20 protein-coding genes are annotated in these 20,728 nt (G+C 50.8%); 8 read left to right on the top strand and 12 right to left on the bottom strand.

Annotation, left to right across the window (positions count from 1 at the left end; all coding sequences use genetic code 11):
• Positions 1 to 51: 51 nt before the first annotated feature.
• Together TW77_RS12780 and TW77_RS12775 are read right to left on the bottom strand one after the other, a co-directional pair.
• Positions 52 to 1,446: an ATP-grasp domain-containing protein gene (locus TW77_RS12780; protein ID WP_046005464.1), complete on the bottom strand. Its 1,395-nt coding sequence runs from the start codon at positions 1,444 to 1,446 to the stop codon at positions 52 to 54.
• Between the two features lie 58 nt (positions 1,447 to 1,504).
• A complete protein-coding gene (locus TW77_RS12775; protein ID WP_046005366.1) occupies positions 1,505 to 2,452 on the bottom strand; it encodes an ATP-grasp domain-containing protein in 948 nt (315 codons plus the stop codon).
• A 188-nt stretch (positions 2,453 to 2,640) separates the two neighbouring features.
• Between TW77_RS12775 and TW77_RS12770 the strand changes: the two genes are divergently transcribed.
• Positions 2,641 to 3,771 (top strand): M20 family metallopeptidase, encoded by a 1,131-nt coding sequence (locus TW77_RS12770; protein WP_046005365.1) that lies wholly within the window; start codon positions 2,641 to 2,643, stop codon positions 3,769 to 3,771.
• Here TW77_RS12770 and mutM read toward each other — a convergent pair.
• The 3 genes from mutM to TW77_RS12755 form a co-directional block, all read right to left on the bottom strand.
• On the bottom strand, positions 3,768 to 4,577 hold the full coding sequence (gene mutM / locus TW77_RS12765; protein ID WP_046005364.1) for a bifunctional DNA-formamidopyrimidine glycosylase/DNA-(apurinic or apyrimidinic site) lyase: 810 nt from the start codon (positions 4,575 to 4,577) through the stop codon (positions 3,768 to 3,770). The two genes, TW77_RS12770 and mutM, sit on opposite strands and share 4 nt — an antisense overlap.
• Positions 4,577 to 5,065: a hypothetical protein gene (locus TW77_RS12760; protein WP_046005363.1), complete on the bottom strand. Its 489-nt coding sequence runs from the start codon at positions 5,063 to 5,065 to the stop codon at positions 4,577 to 4,579. Before TW77_RS12760 ends, mutM begins: the two co-directional genes overlap by 1 nt.
• A gap of 82 nt (positions 5,066 to 5,147) precedes the next feature.
• Positions 5,148 to 6,791, bottom strand: a complete 1,644-nt coding sequence (locus TW77_RS12755) for a methyl-accepting chemotaxis protein (RefSeq protein ID WP_082078921.1) — start codon at positions 6,789 to 6,791, stop codon at positions 5,148 to 5,150.
• A gap of 371 nt (positions 6,792 to 7,162) precedes the next feature.
• Here TW77_RS12755 and TW77_RS12745 point away from each other — a divergent pair, with 371 nt between their 5' ends.
• Positions 7,163 to 7,582 carry a hypothetical protein gene (locus TW77_RS12745; RefSeq protein WP_156158660.1) on the top strand — a complete coding sequence of 140 codons (420 nt, stop codon included), beginning with the start codon at positions 7,163 to 7,165 and terminating at the stop codon, positions 7,580 to 7,582.
• A 162-nt stretch (positions 7,583 to 7,744) separates the two neighbouring features.
• Here TW77_RS12745 and TW77_RS12740 read toward each other — a convergent pair whose 3' ends face one another.
• Positions 7,745 to 8,599, bottom strand: coding sequence for a LysR family transcriptional regulator (locus TW77_RS12740; RefSeq protein ID WP_046005360.1), 855 nt, complete (start codon positions 8,597 to 8,599; stop codon positions 7,745 to 7,747).
• An 85-nt stretch (positions 8,600 to 8,684) separates the two neighbouring features.
• On the opposite strand from TW77_RS12740, the gene TW77_RS12735 reads away from it, so the two are divergent.
• Together TW77_RS12735 and TW77_RS12730 are read left to right on the top strand one after the other, a co-directional pair.
• Positions 8,685 to 8,906 carry a DUF2798 domain-containing protein gene (locus tag TW77_RS12735; RefSeq protein ID WP_046005359.1) on the top strand — a complete coding sequence of 74 codons (222 nt, stop codon included), beginning with the start codon at positions 8,685 to 8,687 and terminating at the stop codon, positions 8,904 to 8,906.
• Positions 8,896 to 9,219 carry a putative quinol monooxygenase gene (locus tag TW77_RS12730; protein ID WP_046005358.1) on the top strand — a complete coding sequence of 108 codons (324 nt, stop codon included), beginning with the start codon at positions 8,896 to 8,898 and terminating at the stop codon, positions 9,217 to 9,219. The genes TW77_RS12735 and TW77_RS12730 overlap by 11 nt, the downstream gene beginning before the upstream one ends.
• A 42-nt stretch (positions 9,220 to 9,261) precedes the next feature.
• On the opposite strand, the gene TW77_RS12725 is transcribed toward TW77_RS12730, so the two are convergent.
• The 5 genes from TW77_RS12725 to TW77_RS12705 form a co-directional block, all read right to left on the bottom strand.
• A complete protein-coding gene (locus TW77_RS12725; protein WP_082078920.1) occupies positions 9,262 to 10,128 on the bottom strand; it encodes a PD40 domain-containing protein in 867 nt (288 codons plus the stop codon).
• Positions 10,129 to 10,263: 135 nt separating this feature from the next.
• Positions 10,264 to 10,716 carry a hypothetical protein gene (locus TW77_RS12720; protein WP_046005357.1) on the bottom strand — a complete coding sequence of 151 codons (453 nt, stop codon included), beginning with the start codon at positions 10,714 to 10,716 and terminating at the stop codon, positions 10,264 to 10,266.
• Positions 10,717 to 10,831: 115 nt separating this feature from the next.
• Entirely contained in the window at positions 10,832 to 11,056 is a 225-nt protein-coding gene (locus TW77_RS12715) for a helix-turn-helix transcriptional regulator (RefSeq protein WP_046005356.1), read from the bottom strand.
• Positions 11,049 to 11,558: a hypothetical protein gene (locus TW77_RS12710; protein WP_046005355.1), complete on the bottom strand. Its 510-nt coding sequence runs from the start codon at positions 11,556 to 11,558 to the stop codon at positions 11,049 to 11,051. Before TW77_RS12710 ends, TW77_RS12715 begins: the two co-directional genes overlap by 8 nt.
• 154 nt (positions 11,559 to 11,712) lie before the next feature.
• On the bottom strand, positions 11,713 to 12,603 hold the full coding sequence (locus TW77_RS12705) for a PD40 domain-containing protein (RefSeq protein ID WP_046005354.1): 891 nt from the start codon (positions 12,601 to 12,603) through the stop codon (positions 11,713 to 11,715).
• Between the two features lie 296 nt (positions 12,604 to 12,899).
• On the opposite strand from TW77_RS12705, the gene TW77_RS12700 reads away from it, so the two are divergent.
• Positions 12,900 to 13,838, top strand: coding sequence for a GlcNAc-transferase family protein (locus tag TW77_RS12700; RefSeq protein ID WP_046005353.1), 939 nt, complete (start codon positions 12,900 to 12,902; stop codon positions 13,836 to 13,838).
• A gap of 9 nt (positions 13,839 to 13,847) precedes the next feature.
• Positions 13,848 to 16,652, top strand: a complete 2,805-nt coding sequence (locus TW77_RS24800) for a PqqD family peptide modification chaperone (protein ID WP_052713168.1) — start codon at positions 13,848 to 13,850, stop codon at positions 16,650 to 16,652.
• Between the two features lie 37 nt (positions 16,653 to 16,689).
• On the opposite strand, the gene TW77_RS12690 is transcribed toward TW77_RS24800, so the two are convergent.
• Complete coding sequence (locus tag TW77_RS12690; RefSeq protein WP_046005352.1) at positions 16,690 to 17,133, bottom strand: hypothetical protein; 444 nt, start codon at positions 17,131 to 17,133, stop codon at positions 16,690 to 16,692.
• Positions 17,134 to 17,317: 184 nt separating this feature from the next.
• Between TW77_RS12690 and TW77_RS12685 the strand changes: the two genes are divergently transcribed.
• Together TW77_RS12685 and TW77_RS12680 are read left to right on the top strand one after the other, a co-directional pair.
• Positions 17,318 to 18,340: a dTDP-glucose 4,6-dehydratase gene (locus TW77_RS12685; protein ID WP_046005351.1), complete on the top strand. Its 1,023-nt coding sequence runs from the start codon at positions 17,318 to 17,320 to the stop codon at positions 18,338 to 18,340.
• 191 nt (positions 18,341 to 18,531) lie between these two features.
• A complete protein-coding gene (locus TW77_RS12680) occupies positions 18,532 to 20,646 on the top strand; it encodes a winged helix-turn-helix domain-containing protein (RefSeq protein ID WP_046005350.1) in 2,115 nt (704 codons plus the stop codon).
• Positions 20,647 to 20,728 lie beyond the last annotated feature (82 nt).

Raw genomic sequence — 20,728 nt, 5'->3', positions numbered from 1 at the left:
GAAAAGCCATAACCCGGATCAGGCAGCCTGATCCGGTACAGCCAGAAAGCATTAATGTGTGGTCAGCCCGGCAGGCATCACCTGTTGCCAGTGCGCCACTATTTTTTCCAGTTTCTTGTCCTTCAGATTTTTCACGACACATAACTGCTGTGGCTCGGTATTCAGGGCTTCAACCACACCATGTGCACCAAACGTTGCCATGATCTCATCGATCATCTTGTCGCCGATCCCTTTCACCTGAGCCAGGATCTCCCTGATCTGGGCATCATCAAACATCGGAGCCGGGTAGCTGTTAAGCTCCACACCCGCCTGTTCATCGCTACCCGGAATAGGTTGCAGGGCTTTGGCTTGTGCCGATTTAGCTTGCAGCACAAAGTTGTCTTGCAGGTTCCAGACCTCACTGGGCCATTCTTCGATGCGTTGATACTGGGTATCGAGAATTGGAAACTGTTGTTCATCCATGCCGTGGAAAGTCTCACCACAGTCCTGGCTCGGTGTGTAACTGGAAAAACCAATGTGGCGCATAGTGCGCAGCAAGCGTGAGTCGATTTTGCCCAGCTCTTCCCAGTTATATAGTGGAATACTTGGTTTACGGAAGTGACCGTCAGACAGTAACCACATCAGATACTGACCGATCCAGTCACGAATATACGGAAACGCCGCAAACGCGGTGGCGCATTCCAGGATCCTGAGTTTGCCATCTTTACCCAGTGCAATGTCGCAGGCCCAGTACTCGGCGTTGGCCGCTTTAGACGCGGCAGTCGCCAACTTCAGAACCGACTTAGGTACTGCCTGATAGTCCATACTGCCACCCTGGCTGGTGTTGGTCAGCCACTCGCCTTCCGGAGGGCGACGCCAGAACGCACACACTGGCTTATGACCCACCAGCATGACACGAATGTCTGCTTCCATCGGCACAAAGTCTTGTACATAAGCCGGGTAGTATTTTTTCTCTGTCAACAGTGCCATCGCTTCATCATAATTATCTACTTTATGTACAAAGTAGCCGCCATAGTTAGACGGGCCATAAGATCGCTTGATGATCTTCGGGTAACTGGCCTGGCTCAGGTAGCGCTTGGCTTTTTCCGGGACATAGAAGATTTCGGTGTGTGGTGCAGGTAGTTTGTATTTGCGGCAAAAATGGGTCACGTTCTCTTTTGACTTGTTAGAGAACTGGCTGTCCAGCGAGGGCAAAAAACGCACATGCGGCAAGGCACGGGCGATTTCACGAAACGTTTCGTAGGCCGTCGCGGGAATATTACCGATCAGCACATCGATTTGCTTGCGCTTCACTTCGGCAATAAAACGCGCTTTGTCATTGCCCCAGTGATATACCACAGTTTCAATTTTATCTGGCCAACCTTTGAAGTTGGATTTGTCAAAAAAGCGTAAGACGTAATCCAGATAGAGAAGTCCAATCTTTGGGAGTTTGGGTTTTGCAGTCATTGCTCGGGCCACCTTGGCAAAATTAATGGGTTGGTAAAATAACTCTGTGCTCTGGCCATCAGGCCACTTTGTGTGTATGCAGCGCATTGTGTTGCGTTGCAGTGCGCTCGATCAGCTCCACCATGGCATCGATCTTGGCCTGGTTAAAATTGATCCCCAGCGCTTCTTGTTCTGGCGTTGCAAAGGCCGGAATGGTGTTTACTTCCAGCACCACATATTCCTCACGCTCGCGGTCATAAATGAGATCGACACCTGCGATTTCCAGACCTAAGGTACTGGCTGCACGCAGTGCCAGCTCTACTACTTCGTCGTCGGGTTCGCGAACAAACACCGAGCCACCACTGGTGATATTGGTTTTCCAGTCATCCTTTGGCGCTTTGCGGCCATAGCAACCGACAAACTTGCCATCCACCACATCAATGCGGTAATCGGTGTTGTCGTAATCAATAAAGCGCTCAACGTAGAAATAACGTAAGTCGGTGCGGCTCAAAAACGGCAGCAGCATGTCAAGTGCCTGTTCACTGTCGATTTTGACAATGCCAACACCACCCCAGCCGTCGGTGGGCTTGTAGATCAGCTTGCCGCCAAAATCCCGCAGCGCCTGCTTTAACCCGTCCATGTCGTTTTTGTGGCACAAACGATAATCCGCCGTGCAGATCCCCTGGCTGTTAAGCAAGTGAGAGGTGCGAAATTTATCTTCCGCCAGGGCAAACGCGTCGTAATTATTGAGCGTCGGAATGGCCTGGCTCAGCGCCTGATAGAGATACACCTGAAACTGAGTTTGCTGACCGGCGTTGTAACTTAAAAACGCATCCAGCTGCTCCATCACCACGCCGTTACAGCTGATCTGGCCGTCCTTTGCCCGGGCGTCGCGCAGATTCAGCCCGGTACTGGTCTGGATCCCGCGCTCAGCCAGCGCATGAACCAGGCGCTGCTCTATCTCGCGCCCTCCCCCATTTTCGTACATCCAGATGCCAACGTGCGGTGCCGTGACTGAGCGTGTCATAAAGTGTCTCCTTGGTCCTTGAACAGGTGCATAAAATTTAGTCAGGAAGGCTATTTTACAGGGCACTGTGTGACAGATTTTTGATCGTTTTTCTGTACCTATCGGGATCCAAAAACTGTTCATAATTCCGTCACCTCACTGTCATCGAAAATCGCCACGATGGGCCAAAATTACCGCAGGGACCTGTTATGGATAGTCTGGACTTTAATGAACTCGCGTCTTTAATTCGTTGTAATTCTTACAGTAAGCATAAAGCTGGTGTGGATGCGCACGGCGAACAAATGATTGAACTGGCGGCGCCGTTGGGCTACACGCTCACCCGCTATCAAAGAGAACATATTGGCGATCATTTGCTGCTGCGTTCGCCCAGAGGCGCTGGTAAAAAAATACTCTTACTGGGTCATCTGGATACCGTCTATCCCCCCGATACCTTTGTCGAATTCAGTGAGGATGAAGAGTGCGTTTATGGTCCTGGCGTGTGCGATATGAAAGGCGGCAACTGGGTTGCACTGAATGCACTGCGTCAGCTCAAGCGCACCTATGGCAAGCTCCATAATATTGACTGGCTGCTGGTCAGCGATGAAGAAATTGGCAGCGACGACAGCAAAGCACTGACCACTAAAATCGCCAAACAGTATGACGCCTGTCTGGTGTTTGAAGCCGCCGGTAAAAATCACGAACTGGTGGTGGCCCGCAAAGGCATTGCCACCTACACCATTACTATCACAGGTAAGGCGGCCCATGCCGGCAACCATTACCGGGATGGGATTGATGCGAACTTTGCACTGGCAAACATGCTGATGGAAATGTCGGCCCTGACCGACCTGAAACGAGGCAGCACCGTCAATGTGGGCAAAATCCACGGTGGCATTGGTGCCAACACCATTTCCCCTTCAGCCACTATGGTGGTAGAAGCACGCTTTACCAAAGCCTCTGAGCAACAGCGTTTACTCGAAGGTATTGAGAACATCTGCCTGGCCATTGAAGTGACTGGGGTGTCGGTCAAATTAGAAGGGGGTCTGCAACGTGGCGTTATGGCCCCGACAGACAAACAATCGGCTTTACTGAGTGAGATCAATGAGATCCTGGGCTATGAGCTGCCAGTGGAACATCGCGGTGGGGTATCCGATGCCAACACGGCCGCAGCGACCGGCACACCAACGTTAGATGGCTTTGGCCCCTATGGTGACGGGGACCACACCATTCACGAGCGGGCACTCAAGTCCAGTTTTGCACTGCGCATTGCTCAGGTCACCCAGATCCTGGCTAGTCTGTGCTATCAGGCCGAGTCGCAGCCCGCCCTCAGCGACAGCGATTAACGCTGACACTGTGGGCAGTAAACGGTACTGCGCTGACCCAGGCGGATCTCTTTGAGTGTGGTTTCACAGCTGACACAGGGTTCGCCTTTACGACCATAGACCAGCAGCTCCTGGGCAAAGTAACCCGGTTTACCGTCACTTTGCGCAAAGTCTTTGAGGGTGGTCCCGCCCTGTTTAATGGCACTTGCCAGCGTCTCTTTGATGATAGGCGTAAGACGCTCATAACGTTGTAACGAGACTTTCCCAGCTTCCCGTTTTGGGTGGATCCCGGCTTTGAACAAAGACTCGTTGGCGTAGATATTACCTACCCCGACGACCACCTGGTTGTCCATAATAAATTGTTTGATCGCCACCTTTTTACCGCGACTGGCCGCATATAAATGCTCGGCGGTAAACGCCTCGGTAAGCGGCTCCGGCCCCAGTTTTGCAAATACGCTGTGCTCCTCAGTAACCCCTTGCCACAGGCAGGCACCAAAGCGGCGGGGATCGTTCAGGCGCAATGCCAGCCCGTTGGCAAAATGAAACTCTATGTGGTCGTGCTTTTTGAGTGGCGTATCCTGCGCCACCACGCGCAGGTTGCCCGACATGCCCAGGTGTAAGATGGCCGTGCCCAGCGGACTTTCCAGCAGTAAGTATTTTGCCCGACGTTTTACGGCACTGATGACCTGCCCTTCCAACAGACTGACCTGCTCAGGGACCGGCCAGCGTAACTGACGCTGATGCACAATCACTTTGCTGACACTTTGATGCTTGATATGGGGTTCGATGCCTAAACGGCTCACTTCTACTTCAGGTAATTCTGGCATTACTTCAACTCAATAGGGGCAAATAACTGTTGTGCCTGTGTTTTGTCGACACTAAACCAACGCTGTGATTGTCTGGCAAAAAGATAATAGCTTTGCTGTTGCTGATACAGCTGAAAACTCACCGGTAATTCACTGCCAGCCAGCCAGAACTGGGCAACGCTGAGCGCAGCACTGCCCGGCAAGCCAGGGTTTTCAGTCAGGGTCAGCTCACTTTCCTGCCACCGGGTGATCAACGCCTCCAACTCAGCGGGTTGCGCCTGCCAGACAGCATCCTTATCAGCACTGAGCCGCCAGGAGGTGCCAATGCGCTCAATCTTAAAACCGGGAAACCCCAGTGCCAGGACAAAACTTTGTTGCTCAAAAAGCGGCATACTGCCCAGTTCTTCTTTCGGTGGATTAATTTTCTGATGAATACCATTAAGAAAAAAGATCATGATCAACATAGAGAAGATCACTACATTGTTCCAGGCCTTGCGGCTCAAACGCATAACTGCTCCAGTGCTTGTTTGCCCGCAATGCGGCGGGTTAGTCAGAGCCTAAATCATATCCCGCAGCGGGTGTTAAGTACACTCAGATGCGAAAGAAGCCAATGTTTTTGCTCAATACACCCGACATTTGTGACAGCTTTTTAGTGGCCTGTTTGTTGTCATTCAAAGCACTCATGGCATCCTGAGCGGCCTCGGTGATCTCTTCCATATTCGAGGCCACCTCGTTGATGGCCGACGCCTGCTGTTGCGCCACGTTGACCACCTCTCCCACCTGAGACAAAGAGTTTTGCGCCTGGGTGTCGATTTGCTCCAGCAGCTCAGTGGCTTCAAAGGTCAGCGTCCGGCCATGTTCAACCTGGGGCTGAGTTTTTTCCATGGCTGCCACAGTTGCCGAGGTTTCGCTTTGTACTTCCCGGATCATGGACTCGATCTGATCCGTGGCCTCAAAGGTTCTGCGCGCCAGCTGACGCACTTCGTCTGCCACCACCGCAAAACCGCGTCCGGATTCTCCGGCGCGTGCAGCCTCAATGGCCGCATTCAGTGCCAGCAGGTTAGTTTGTTCAGAGATCCCACTGATCACATTGGCGATGCCGCCGATCTGCTTAGTCTGCTCTGCCAGCTTTTGAATTTGCGACACAGTGCCATCGACCGTTTGCGCTATGGTATCCATTGCCTCTGCGGTATTACGAATTGCCTGGCGCCCCTGATCAGCAAAAGTCACCGTTTGCGTCGAATTTTCTTCCGTTTGTCTGGCAATATCACTCACCCGCATCATGTTTTCTCGCAATGAATCAAGCATTCTGGCGGTATTACTGGTGGCTTCTGCCTGATGCTGCGCCGCGTCATAAATCTCTCCAGACGCGCCCGTTACCGCATTAGCCTGCACTGAGAGCTGCTCAGAGACTTCTTTGATACTGGTGACGATCCGGGTTAATTCACCAGACATGCGGCAGACAGAGTCCAGCATGCTGCCCGGATAGTCGGTCTGGATCTGCCCCGTCAGATCGCCCCCTGAAATACGTGTTACCGCCGCTGCGGCATCTTGCGGCTCACCACCGAGTGAGCGCTGGAAACTGCGCTCTATCGCCCAACCCACCAGCACACTGATGGCCACGGCGAAAAAGGTGAACCACAACATCAGCTGGGAAAATCCTCCCGCAGCTTCACGGGCAGCCGGGGTCAGGGTTTGATTTTGCTGCTCCTGATAGTCGATAAACTCGTTGATCACGTTGAGCCAGGTAATAAAAGCCGGACGTGCCTCATCCAGTACCAGGGCATCTACGCTCTGACCGGCTTTTTTATTACTCAGTATGGTGCGGATCAGCGGGAGTGTTTTTGCTTCAATCCGTTTGATCCGATCCAGGATCTCACGCTCCTGGGCGCTAAAATGGGCGCCTGAGTTAATCATTTGCGTCATCTTAGCGTCGGAATCCTGATAGAAGCGGGCAAGCTGCTCGATTTCCCGTTCATATTCACCCAACTCAGACGCGCTGCGGGCGATGGCCACATCGCGAATGGCGATTGCCCTGTCATGTACACTGCCCCGAAAGTTAATGGCATAACGTTGCTTGACCGAATTAACGTCGGTGATCTCGGTTAACGTGTGATCGATAAAGGTTACGCGATTACTGCCTATCACAGTCATGACAATCAACAGCAGTAACGCAATACCAAACCCGACAACCAAACGGCTTTTAACCGTTAACCCCATTAACCACTGCACCATAGCGTGCCTCCATGACAGCAACATACTGAAAGTTCAAAGTTAGTCGCAGGATAGCAAGCTGTAAAGTAGATAAAACAAATCACCATGATTGAAAAAACAGCTGGTTACTTTAGCCACAGACATTAAACTGCAAGATTCTGTTGAGACTATATTGGGAACTTAGTTATGAGTTTCACTTATCGCACAAGGATGACATGTGTATAATTTTCGCTTCGCGCCTAACCAGCTTATCTGGCGCTATGCTCTGATATGGTTGTCGGAGCAAGAATTTGGAATACTCACAATGAAAAAAACACTACTGTGCCTGATCACAGGCCTACTCTCCTCACCCGTATTCGCTGACGCGACATTTGTACCGGCCAAACTGATTGATGACGGTAGCTCAATACGCCCTTCAGAAGCGATACGGTAATGCATTTACCACTTTGCTCAAAATGCGAGAGATCAAAAACAAACAATTGTCTCAGCAAACTATCACGGAGTTTAGTGCGCAACTACAGGAACAAATTGACGCCAACCCGGTCATCACGGTCACTGCCAAACTGGCTGAATTACGCACCTGGCGCCATATTCTTAACCGCAGCACCATCTCATTCAGTACAGAAAACGGCAATCTGAACACCGTGGCTTTGTATTGCCAAAATGGCTATCAGCGCTTCAGCGAACTGCCGGTGAAAAGCTATCAGGTTCCTGAAACTTACGGCAGCTGCTATCTTGCAGTGCAAGGTGAAGCCGACACCCAAATCACCTATCGCGAAGAGGGTGATGCCCGTTTTGGACTTTATCTGTAAATTTGACAAAAAAATGAAAAACCAGTGATCCGAATAATCAGACTATTCGTTTTATAGGATGAAGGGTTCGCAGTACGGTGTACTAAACAATCCCCTTCACGACGGCACTGATAAACGCGCACTTTAAGTGCGCGTTTTCTCTTTTATCAAACCGATAAACACTTATTTGCTCACCACATCAACCAGATTACCCCGAAGCACATCTGAGCACTGACCCGCCTGACGCAACAGCGTGATAAACGCCTGCGTAAGAGGAGGCGGTTGCTGCGCGTTGGCCCACAATGCATAGACCGGCCGCATATGCTGCCACTCGCCCACATAACAAAACGGTTTGTCCAGTTCCGCTACTTCTGTCATCGGCAAGACGGCCGCCCCCAGCCCGGATGCAACCATTTGCCTGGCTAACGTGATGTCTCCCACGTAAGAGAGATGCTCAAAGCGGGACACTAGATCGCGCCACAATGCAGAATCCGGAATTTGTTCCTTTCTAAATGGCATGAACAAGGTGTTCGTTTCTTTTGCCTGCTCAGACACCACACACTTTAGTGCAATCTCGCCGATACGCGTGTGATAGCAGTTGGAATCCTGCAATGTGCCCACCCGAATAATCACATCGAAACGCTTCTGACTCAGTAACACATTGGTATTGTCCGGTTCAATATGCAACACAAGGTTCGGATGGGTGCGCTGAAAAGATTCAACCACAGGATATAAAGGACCATTGATCAAATTCTGCGGACACAATAAATGAAATGCGCTGACTTGCGGGCTTAACAACGCGGTGCAGTCAGCTTGCAGGGCCAGCAACGACGGGGCCATTTTTTCATAGACGGCCTGGCCGTGAGATGTGGCTAACACACCGCGTGCTGAGCGATTCAACAGGCTGTACCCAAGCCGTGCTTCCAGCGCGGCGATCCGTTTAGAAATGGTTGGTGCGCTAAGACTTAGCGCATCAGCCGCTTTCGCAAAGCTGCCCCGGCGAGCCACCTCCACAAAGAGCAGCAGATCATCGAGCATGTGGTTTTCCTTAATCTTAGCTTGCTTATTCTGACATTCCGCTTCTGCTCGCACCCGCTATGATGGGTATGAAACGGAGGAGCCGATGCGAAAACTGATATTCACGACATTATTTTCATTTTGCCTGTCGACACTGGTGTCGGGCTGGGTCACCTATATCAACCTGGGTGTCGCGCCCGGATTTTTGCAGCACTGGTTCAGGGCATTTATTCATGCCTGGCCCATTGCTTTAATCACGGCTTACCTGCTCAGCGGGCCAATCCACTCTCTCACTCACTTTATTCTGGAGCGAAACCATGTCAAATAACACTGAACACACCCCAAGCGACGGTGCAATCAATCTGGTCGCCTATATTAATCCAAAAGCCGCTTACTACCAAAGCTGTAAGTCGGCGATTGAGGATATCATTGAGGTAACACGACAGGAGCCCGGGTGCCTGCGCTTTGAACTCTATGAAAACGCCGCGCAGTCTCAGCTGACGTTGATAGAACGGTTTGCCGAGCAAAGTGCGTTTGATTTTCATCATCGCCAGCCATACACTCAGGCGGTCTATCGACTTTATGAAAAGGCACTGGAAAAGCCCGCTGAATTGCATTTTATGAGTGGCATCAGCATATAAAGCGGGGCAAAGTGCCCGCACACTGCGGGCGCTCTGGTGGGGTCATCTTTTTTCAGGGCGAAGCGACTCGATCACCTGTGCATCCACCCAATAAATATCTCCTTCTGCCAAGCCGGCATCACGGTTAAAAAATAGATATTTACCATCGGGCGTTACAGTGGCTGAAGCTTCCCGGCCCGGCGTATTCACTTGAGGGCCTAAATTGATGGCCTTACCCCAGCTGCCGTCTGTTTGCCGAAAGCTGATATACAGATCACTGTCGCCAAACCCGTCTTCCCGCTGACCATCCCAGATAATATAGGAGTCATCAGGCGCAATAAACGGATGCGCATTGTATTTGCCGGTATTGACCTCAGGGCCAAGTACCACTGGCGCCTGCCGCTGACCGTTGAGCACCTCAGAAATACGAATGACATCCCCGCTTTTGTAATCGTCCAGAATATAAGTGCCTTTGCTGGACGAAGTCAGGCGCATGATCCCCCAGTCATCCCGGTCAAACATCGGGCCGAGCACCTGCAATGAACCCCAGCCACAGGCAGTACGTTCCATATAGTATTTTCCTAAATGCATGGTTTTTCCGTCCGGTGCCAGAAAAGGCCGTCCCACTCGCGGGCCAACCATCTGCTCATGCCATTGATTGTTACGCTGGATATAAGACATTAAGGTCCATTTACCGGTATCCTTATCTCTGCGAGTGAAGTAGAACTCCGTCATATCGGGCGAGAAGAAGGCATTATAGTCCCGGTGTATGGTAGAGACTAATCCGGGGGCAAACACTTGCGGTACACCTCCCGGTTTTTTTTGCCCCAGATAGGGTCCGGTAAGTGCGTCTAAAGTCGATTTGGCCTGGTTCTCTGTACTCATTAATGATGCTGACACCAGCACCATCAGTAACTTGATTGGCTTCATAGTAAAACTCCTTTGGCTAAGCCGTGATCACTGAGATCACTTAGCTTAAGGAGCTCACCGGGTATAACATGAAGTTTGCCTGATGTTTCGCTGAAACAATTAAAAAGCAATTAAATCAAAAGGAAAAAACAAGAGTTAAACCATTTGTGCACTGCGTGTCTTACTCAGCTGCTCAAGAACATCGATTGCTTTGAGGTACAACTCACTGGAGTCTTTACTATGTCCTCCCATAGCAGAGGACAATTGGTAGGTATGACGCATATCACTCAGCAAATCGTGTTTTTTGAACGGATCTTCATTCATCGAGGTGGGTGCGCCTATCGCCATCATTTCACCCGTGCCGATAAAACCGCCATCAAATAATTCCCTGGATAAACTGCGCATGTCACCTGCCGACATTTTGTGCACATCATACTTGGCTGCAAGTGCTTGCCACTTATTTTCCGCTTGCCGGGCTGTGTCACTGAGTGTGACGGTATCGCTTTTTGCTGTATCCGCAGCGGTTTGCTCGTTGGTCGCGTAACCCGTACGTGTGGTGTAGACCTGACTGGCCGCGCTGGTGCCTGTATTTGCATTAATTGCGTGCATTTAGATGTCCTTCCATTTCACTGAGATCAGCGCGGGTTAGCTCTGCGATAAACCCAGCAGACCCGCAATTGGTCTTTCTATTTCACAATTAGCAGCAATTAAAGTGCCAGCCTCATTACCCGAGCTCATTTCCCGTATACTGAAAGACCGCTTCCAGGGGTTCGCCAAATACCCGGGCAATTTTAAAGGCCACTTCCAGTGACGGAGAGTATTTTGCCGCCTCAATTGCCATAATGGTTTGCCGGGTCACACCAACGCGCTCTGCCAGTTCCTTTTGGGTCATCTCACCCGCCATAAACCTCAGGGTTCTGATTTGGTTTTTGATAGTGCACTCAGCCATAAGGTGTCACCATGCGGTTTCTGATCAGCTGAGTTGCGTAATTAACCAGTTCCGCCAGCAAAAAGGCGCCTACCATGATGTGTAACGTGAAAAACGGCAACGGCGCACGCTCGGCAAACCCCATACCGTTTTGCTCAAAAGCATATTGTCCAATCGCAAAACAGACCCCGGCCTGAAGCGTCCACAACGCATATTTATTGCCCACCAGCGACACCTGTTTTTCTCGCTCATCCATAGGCTGATCGACTTCGCCATCACTGACCAGCTCCAGCAATAGCTGACTGACAATAGACATAGCAATCGAAACACCCACAACTTTGACGAGCAATTGAGATATCCAGACCCCACTGGCGAGCTGTTCTGCTGTAGCCATCATCAGACTGGAGGCGTAGAAATAGACCACAGCACCGGTCACCAACAAGTCTAAGGTCAAAGTCAGATCCCGAAAGCTCAGCGAGTCGAGCAGTGCCTTGAGCACTTTTAATTTTTCATTGCTTGTCATGACTACCATCCTTAACTCAAAGTAAAAAATATTTGACCTTATACTGGTCAAAATTCCAACCAATGTCAAATATCTTTTACTTTTGGTTATAAATGCATGACATCACAGTCCCTGATGGGCGTCATCGCTTATGCAGAGCTGGATGCTCAAAACCTCAATAAACGGGCCTGAGGTCGTCGATGATTTTTGCATCGACCCAGAACAAGTCGGACTGCGCTTCGCCTGCTTCTCCTTTAGGCTTAACCATTCTGTTGAAAAATAAGTATTTACCATCTGGCGTCACCTGAGGTCCCCCTTCTTCGGCGGCCGTATTGACCCGCTCACCCAGGTTAATCGCCTCACCCCAGGCGCCATCAGGCTGGCGGAAACTGATATAAAGATCGGAGCTGCCAAACCCCTGCTCCCGCTCACCATCCCACATAACATAAGACTCGTCGGGCGCGATAAACGGATGAGCATTCCACTTGCCGGTATTAATTGCCTTACTGAATGCTTTTGGCGTCTGCCATTCACCCTTATCCCAGCTTGCATACCTCAATACGCCATTGCCGTCGCGGGTAAACTCGTCGAACACCAGGGTGCCCTTACGCGACATTTTAAGGCCCATCATAGGGATTTCATCAAATGCGGGACCAAGCTTTTTCATTTCAGACCACCCGTCTGAGGTACGCGTTTTATATTGCTTGCCGTAAAACACCCTTTGACCATCCGGGCTGTAATATGGCGCACGACCGGTTTGCTTGGTCACGACTTTTTGCCAGCCTTCGGCGACTCTTTTGAATACCACGGACGCCGTTTCACGCTGGCCTTTGTTCACCCGCCATCGGGACACATAAAGCACTTCTTTATCTGGTGCAAAATGTACTGCATCTCCCCAATCGGGTGTAGATACGATGCCAGGGGCAAACACTTCGGGCATGAGTCCAGGAAGGTTTTGGCCCAGATAAGGGCCGTTCAATCCGGGCAGCACACCTTGAGCATGGCTGTTGCTGCACAGCAGCAAGCCTATAACGGGCACAAGCAACTTTAATTGTTGAGGCTTCATTCTTTATTCTCCAGATAAATGAGTTGATATCAGCCCTGACATTACCCATACCAGAGTCAAACACTGGATTGGGGTGTGACTTCTCACTGACTTTATTCTTCTAATAAATTAAAAATATATTTATCAAAGCTTTAAGTAGGTATAGGGTGAGATTTCTTGAGTCATAAGTAGAGCAGCTCAGGTGTGGTTAGCAGCCGCAGTGTGGCAGATAAACCGCAGCAGAAGGTAAGCAAGTACCGTGATATCAGCGGGTTTTTCATCTACGCTTTACAGACAGTAGATTCGGTAACTCTGTTATGAATGCGTCTATTTTCGTCCAAATTGCGGCCTACCGGGATCCTGAGTTACTGGCCACCATAAGGAGTGCTATTGATAATGCGAGCGACCCGCAGCGGCTTGTTTTTGGTGTGTGCTGGCAGTATATCCCCGGGCTGGATGAATACTTGTTATTCCCCTCTGAACTTGATGCTGATATCAGACTGGTTGCGGTGCCCGTTGAGCAAGCGCAAGGCGTATGTTGGGCACGCCATGTGGCGCAAAACCTATATCGTGACGAAGATTATGTACTTTCCATAGACAGCCATACCCGATTCGTCGCCGACTGGGACAGGCGCATGATAGAAGAATTAGCACGCTGCCCGAGTGACAAACCCGTGCTCACCACCTATCCGGCCCCTTTTCGGGCGCAAACATCCCTCGCAGATACGCCCATTGCCCGATTAAAAGTGGGGCCAGTTATGGACGGCAGTGTCCGTTTCGAGCCGTTTTTTGACGCTGATTCGGCACAGCACACAACCCCCCTTGCCAGTCACTTGTGTGCCTGTGGTTTTTACTTCGCACAAGGCCAGCTCAATCACGATTTACCAATAGACCCTGTCATGTACTTTAATCAGGAAGAGTTTACCCACTCGCTGAAACTCTGGACTTTAGGGTACGATTGCTTTACCCCGTCTCAGCACTTGGTATTACACCAGTACGGTAAAGAGAAACCCGTATTCGAGCAGCATGTACACTGGAATGACGACGCTAAATGGGTGGCGCTGAATACCCGCGCGCAGATCCGCCTGCGTGCACTGATTGAAAACACCTTTGACCCAGCCTGTGACAGTTTTCCTGTCGAGCACTTCCCGCTGGGTAAGGCCCGAACAACCTCGCAATACTTGTCATTGCTGGCACTGGAATATCGGGATGGCGAGCTTTTCCCCCTGGCCAAAGAAACGCAGGCGACGCGTTAGAGGAGCACTATGTCACTACCTAAGATTTCCTGCTTTTGCTGCACCTTTGGCCGCCCACACTTGCTGGAAGAGGCTATTGAATCCTTTCTGCGCCAGGATTATGCCGGTGAGAAAGAGCTGATTGTGCTCAATGACTTCAGCGGGCATCGTTTACTGTTCGAACACCCGCAAGTGACCGTTATCAACCTGCCGACCCGCGTTGTTCCTTTGGGTAAAAAGTTCAATCTGGCTGCCAGTTACTGCACAGGTGACATCTTAATGCCCTGGGAGGACGATGATATTTATCTGCCCTGGCGACTCAGTGTCAGCGCCGCGCAGATCCGCGATGGCGTTTTCCATACCCGCCAGGCCTGGCTGGAAAACAGCGACCATGAGCTTGAATATTCAGAGAATCTCTATCAATGTAACCTGGCGATTGAACGCACGGTGTGGCAGCAAACTGGCGGTTATTTAGAGCATGATGTCAGTGCGATTGATTTAGCGCTGTTTCGTGCGCTGGGAGGCAATAAACACACGCAAATATTGCCGCGGGAAGATATTTTTTATGTCTATCGCTGGCAGTCATCCGGTGCGTTTCATGCATCTGAAGTAGGCGGAAATTGTGCCAGTATCAGCGATCATGCCGGCTATATTGTTAATCAGCTGGCCATCTCGGGGAAACTGCCACTGGGAGACGTGCAGCTTAAGCCACACTGGCAAAGAGATTATGTGGCACTCAGTCGGTGTGCCAGTATTCCAACCCGCTCACCATCGCCGCAGTATGTGCCCGAGGCGCAGCAAAACACGCGTCCTGTCACCCGAGGTTTTCAGGTTGACGAACAGGTGTTTATTAACAGCCCACTTCACGACACCTGGTTTTTGCTCGACCCCTTAGCAAGCAGCATCTGGCAGGGGCTGCAAGCGAGCCAGTCAGTATCAGACATCGCGCTCACATTGCATCGTCAGTATGGGACCGATGTCGCCCATGCCAAAGCCGATATCCAAGCTATCACGGCAAACTTCAGCCAGGAAGGCTTGCTGCGCGACTGGTGCGAACCGCTCTGGCTCGATGTGGCGGGACAAGCCGTTGTCGTAGTCATCGAGCAGGACAGGCTGCGCAATGACTTTAAGCGTCTCTTTACCCAGCTCCGGTGTGACTGGCCCGTCAACTGGGATCACCTTCTAGAGCTGCGCGAGGAGCGGGAATTTTATAGCGTGTATCTGGATGCTCAGCAGGATGCGGAGTTACTTTACGCTGATCAGGCTCTGTACCGCTTAATTGAATTGCAGCAAACGCTCCAGGCTTCAACCACCCAGCACACCACTTATCTCAGCGGCTTGCTACTTAGGGTGAACAATCAGGTGATTGCGGTTTGCAGCTCAGATCTCAGCCACAACTCTGTCAGCCTTGAGACCCTGGACGCACAGCACGTCGAGGTTCTCAGCTACGGCCGCTTTGTGTTAACCAGTAATGGCGATGTTCAGGCTGTTCGCGCCCCACACATAATCCCGGCGCAACAGCGTAAAGCATTGCACACTCAGCCCGTTACCAGTGCCTATTTTAATGGCCAGTTGCATCATATCTGTGAGCCCCTGCCTTGCGACGAGCGGGCGCGCTATCAGGTTGATCACTGTATTATTGTCACTGAACAGCTCCCTTCAGGTCAGCACTCTGCTGCACAGGCATTATCAGTACTTTTGAACGAGGGGCTGATCCGAACCGCTTATTTGAGTCAGGCTCAGACAACGCACCTGATCAGCTGGTTAGCCTCTGCTAATCCCGTCGCGATTACACCCGATGCTCTGACGTTCAGCACGCTGCCGCTTTGCCTGGATAAAGCCCAAACCGATATCTCTGCGCCGTCTCCTTTGCAGATCCCCCAGTTTAAGCGCTTTGATAAACAACGTACTCAATTGACTTTGCCCGGCGTTTTGCCAACAAATCAAGACAGAGCAGACAACAGACAGCGGTATGCCCAGGTTAACATCAACCCCTCTGTTGACTTAGTTGAATGGGTAAGCCAAAAGCTCCAGGCCGGTGAAAGCAAGGCACAGGTATACAGAGATCTGATTGAATCTGGCTACGCCATGGAAATGGCCGAAAAAGCCATGTATGGATTCAAACCCAAAATAAAGACCGAGCAAATAGAAGATGCCAGCCTGCGTGAAAGCACACACACCAAGCCTAGCCTCTATTTTGCCTTTGCTAACATCGCCATCACACGCAACCCCAACAGCATCCGCGTTGCAGATGTACGCGCACAAATTTATCGCTTTGAAGGGGCTTTTTCTGAGCAGGAATGTCAGTCTTTGATAACCCGCCTGGAAGGCCACTTTCAGCCCTCGACCGTCGTTGACCAGCAGGGCGACAGCAACCAGGGTTACCGTACCTCCTATACCGCCTGCCTGGAACAGATCAGTCACCAGGAAAACATCAGAATAAAAAATAAGATCAGTGCCCTGATGGGTATTGATAGCGCGTATCTGGAGTCTTTACAGATCCAGCGTTATAGCGCCGGGCAAGAATACAAAGTGCATTGTGATTTCTTTCACGAGTCGTCCCCCAGCTACCAAAAATGCCTCGACAGTGTCGGTCAGCGCACCTGGACATGCGTTGTCTATTTAAACGATGACTTTAGCGGCGGGGACACACACTTTACCCAGCTGGATATGACTGTCACGCCCCGCACCGGCATGGCCTTATGCTGGAACAACTTGTCGCCACTGGGTAAACCCAACGAATACACCTATCACTGCGGCCAGCCGGTTGAGTCAGGATTCAAATACATTATCAGCGCCTGGTTTAGAGAAAAACCATTTATAAAAACGCAATAATAAAAAGCACCATTACAATGAACAGTGCTTTGCTAAGTTATACCGGTGGAGGTGGTGCCCCGCCAAAGGTTGTAGGCGGCGGCGGTGGCGGTATATTACTAAAGGTGGTTGGCGGTGGTGGCGGCATAGCTGTGGGTGCCGGTGGCGGTGGTGGCGTCACCACAGGCTGATCCGTCACATTTGGATCTGTATCATCCAGATCGGTATCGTTATCAACATACCCGTCCACGTAGTCTACGCAGCTCTGAATGCTAATATCAGCATTACCAAAACCATCATAATCACTGTCCTGATAGAGTGTGTAGGGTAAAAAATCCCCATGGTTTTGAATATGCTTATTGACCGCTTTCATTGATACCGTGATCACGTGTACATCGTAGCGACTGTGGTGACACACATCGATTTTTTCGCCTTTAGCGGCGACTTGCATCGATGTTGCCATAAGTACAGCCACAGCAACACGTGTTAAGTTGGAATTCATGAGTACCTCCAAGGCAAGTGGGCACTCATACAGTATGGTCAATAACCCGACAAGTTCAATGCAAAAAGCTGAACAATCAGCTTCGCGGTCGATTTACTTAGTCGTCTCCTGATAACAGTTGGCTCTGTACACCCGCAATGAGCGGCTATAGTTAAACGTATCACCCATTCACCGAGCGATATTTATGGCTGAAACACGTGTCTTAATTACAGGAGGTGCCGGATTTATTGCCCACCACCTGGTGCTGGAGATCTTACGGCGAACAGACTGGCACATCATCACGTTGGACAGGCTCGACTACAGCGGCAATCTCAACCGACTGCAGGATGCATTTAGCGAGCTTCCTTCGGCTGTGACACGGCGGGTAAAAATTGTGTTTCACGACTTAAAAGCAGCATTAAACCCACAAATTACTCAGGAAATTGGCCAAGTAGATTATGTCTTTCACCTGGCTGCGGGATCTCATGTCGACAGAAGCATTGCCTACCCAATGAGCTTTGTGCTGGATAACGTCGTGGGCACCTGTAATATTCTGGACTTTGCCCGCACTCAGGATAATCTAAAACGGTTTTTTTACTTTAGTACGGACGAAGTGTTTGGTCCGGCGCCCGCCGATGTACGCTACAAAGAAAATGATCGCTACAACAGCACCAACCCTTATTCAGCAACCAAAGCCGGGGGAGAAGAGCTCGCCGTTGCTTACCACAACACCTATAAAGTACCCGTGGTGATCACCCATACCATGAATGTGTTTGGACAGCGACAGCACCCGGAGAAGTTTATTCCACAAAGCATCAGAAAAATACAGCAAGGAGAAACCGTCACGATCCACAGCGACAAAACCTGTACCATCCCAGGATCGCGTTTTTATATTCATGCACAGGATGTTGCCGATGCCCTGCTGTTTTTGGTTGATACCAACTGGTCAGAAAATGCCGATCATGAACAAACCCTTTGCCCAAAATTCAATATCGTTGGCGCCAGGGAGTTAAATAACTTAGAACTGGCCCAGATCATTGCACAAGTGCAAAACAAACCTTTGCATTATGAACTGGTAGACTTTCATTCCTCACGGCCGGGGCATGACCTGAGGTATGCCCTGTGCGGCGAAAAAATGAAACAGCTGGGCTGGTCACCTAAGGTGGACCTGCTTGATCGTCTGGAGCAAGTGGTGCATTGGACCTTACTTAATCCCAGATGGTGCTAATCCCTCCAGATAAGAAACCATAGCATTGGTAATTCAACGCCGATGTTATATTCTGCTGATATTAGTTTATCCACCGCCCGGGCACTTATACGGGTTTGAATGATAAGCGGGCCGGACTAACAACAATAATAACAAAAGCAGCGCCACACTGGCCGAGTGGCAGTGAAAGCGCCAAGCGCACTAGGGATGTTATGACACAGCAATACTGGGTTGGTGAGTTTTTTGTAGACTTATCGCGTAACCAAATCACCGTAAACCAAGAGGTCAAAACCTTAGCACCCAAAGCATTGTCGGTACTGACCGTACTGGCTCAGCAGCAGGGCCAGGTGATCAGTCAGGACGCAATACTGGATGCAGTCTGGCAGGACACCATAGTCTCGCCTAATACTTTGCAACGCTGCATTGCTCAGTTAAGAAAAGCACTGGGTGATGATGGCAAAGAACAGCATTTTATCAAAACCCATGCCAAGCAGGGCTATAGTCTGGAATGTGACGTACGCTGGCAAACCCAGTCGCCAAGCGCAGCACCGACACAGCACTCAGAAGATACTCATCCCGAACCAAGCCACACACCTGCGCCCGCGCAAATACGCTCCCGCTCGCAATTCGGATTTGCCCTGTTTGCGGCGGCCTTTTTTATTGTCGGTCTTGCTGCTTCTGTATTGTTTGAGCCCAGTTCAAGCGAGCAGCTGACCATCAGCGAATTTCGCCCCCTCACAGCCACCGATAACCGCGAAGTGGCCGGGGTTTACTCACCCGATGGCGAATATATCGTATTCCATCGTTTTTCGACTGAACTGTGCCGTAACAGCATTTGGGCAAAGCGCATCGACACCCAACAGGAGTTTCGCCTGACGAACAATCTGGATATCAACGGGCAGCATCAGTTTTCGCCCGATGGCAAAACCCTGGCATTCGTGCAAACCTCAACCTGTGTGCAACCCGTCACCCAGAAACTCTGTTATCACCTGATGACGCTGGATTTCGATAAAGCGCTGCAAACACCGCAAACCCCAACTCGTGTGCTGGAATGCAAAAACTCACAGATCAGAGAGCCGCAATGGCTCGACAGCGAGCATATCGCCCTGCTACAAAAAACGGATGAGCGTTGGAAGCTGATCCGCTACTCAATGATAGATAACAGCAGCGCACCTCTGTATGAGGTAAGCGACGGCGACATCATTAGCTATGATTACTCCCGTAAAGACGGCCTGCTGGCGGTGATACGCCTTGGCGAGGGTGAGCACTATTATCTTGATATGCTGAGGCCCGATGGCGAGCTGGTATCCAGTCACCGCATACACTACCCAAATACCATTGCCCGGTTCAGGCCCATCTATCCCAATTTTTCGCCCTATGAGAACCAACTGGCTTTCAGCACCGGTCGCCAGTTATATACCCTGACCTATCAGGGGCAGGTCAGCCCGGTGACCCTGCCGGTTGACGAACCTATGGGCTCACCCGTGTTTCATCCCAGTGGCAGCCGTATGTTGGTGATCAAAGGACAATACGACAGTGATATTTTGACTATGCCGTTTGGCAATGAAGCCTCGCTACAAACGTCGCAAGCGACAATCCTCGAGCGCTCCACCAAAGAAGAAAGTAATGCGGTGTTTCAGCCGGGTGGTAACCTGCTCGCCTTTAACTCAGCGCGCTCCGGACAAATGCAGATCTGGCTCAGCGACGGGCAAGTACCCCGTCAGCTCAGCAACTTCCCGATGGATACCTTTTTATACGAAACTCACTGGTCAGCCGATGGCAGTGAGCTGTTAACCAACGCCGACAAAGCATTGGTGAAGTTCGCGCTGGATGGCACTGCGCACGCTATTGCTCTGGCGCACCCGATAGAGCAATTGTTTTACTGGGACAGCCACGCTCAGACGGCACTTGCCCAGCTCAAAATAAATGGGGTGCTCACCTTTGCCGAGCTGAACCTGACAAACTCAGCCATACGTGTTCTGAACGACCGCGAAGTCACCTGGGCGCTCAAAACCGCTGACGGCAGCCTGGTTTACACCGATCATATGGATCGCTTCTGGCGATCCGGCCCGGTTGAAGATGAGTTGATTGAGCCACTGCTGGATCAGGGCAGCGAACGGCGCTTTACGGCCTACGGCAATACCTTGTACGGGATCAATGAAAACGCACAATTGTGGTCTTACGATCTACACAGCGGTGACTTTGAGATCATAACTACGGTGGACAGTGAGATTATTCGTATTTCGGCCGTCAATGATGATCAGATCTTGCTGATCAAGCAGCTTACATCCCGAAAAGAAGTGGTGGAGTTGCTGCTGGCGGAGTAATAACAACTGTAGAGCATGTCCCTGTCACTGGTGTCTACCTCAATTTGTTGTTGGTAACTACCTCGGCGAGCCATTTTCTGCA

This window comes from Pseudoalteromonas rubra, from assembly GCF_000967655.1.
GTDB classification, from domain to species: Bacteria; Pseudomonadota; Gammaproteobacteria; order Enterobacterales; family Alteromonadaceae; genus Pseudoalteromonas; species Pseudoalteromonas rubra_A.
This window is presented reverse-complemented; position numbering and strand designations above follow the sequence as displayed.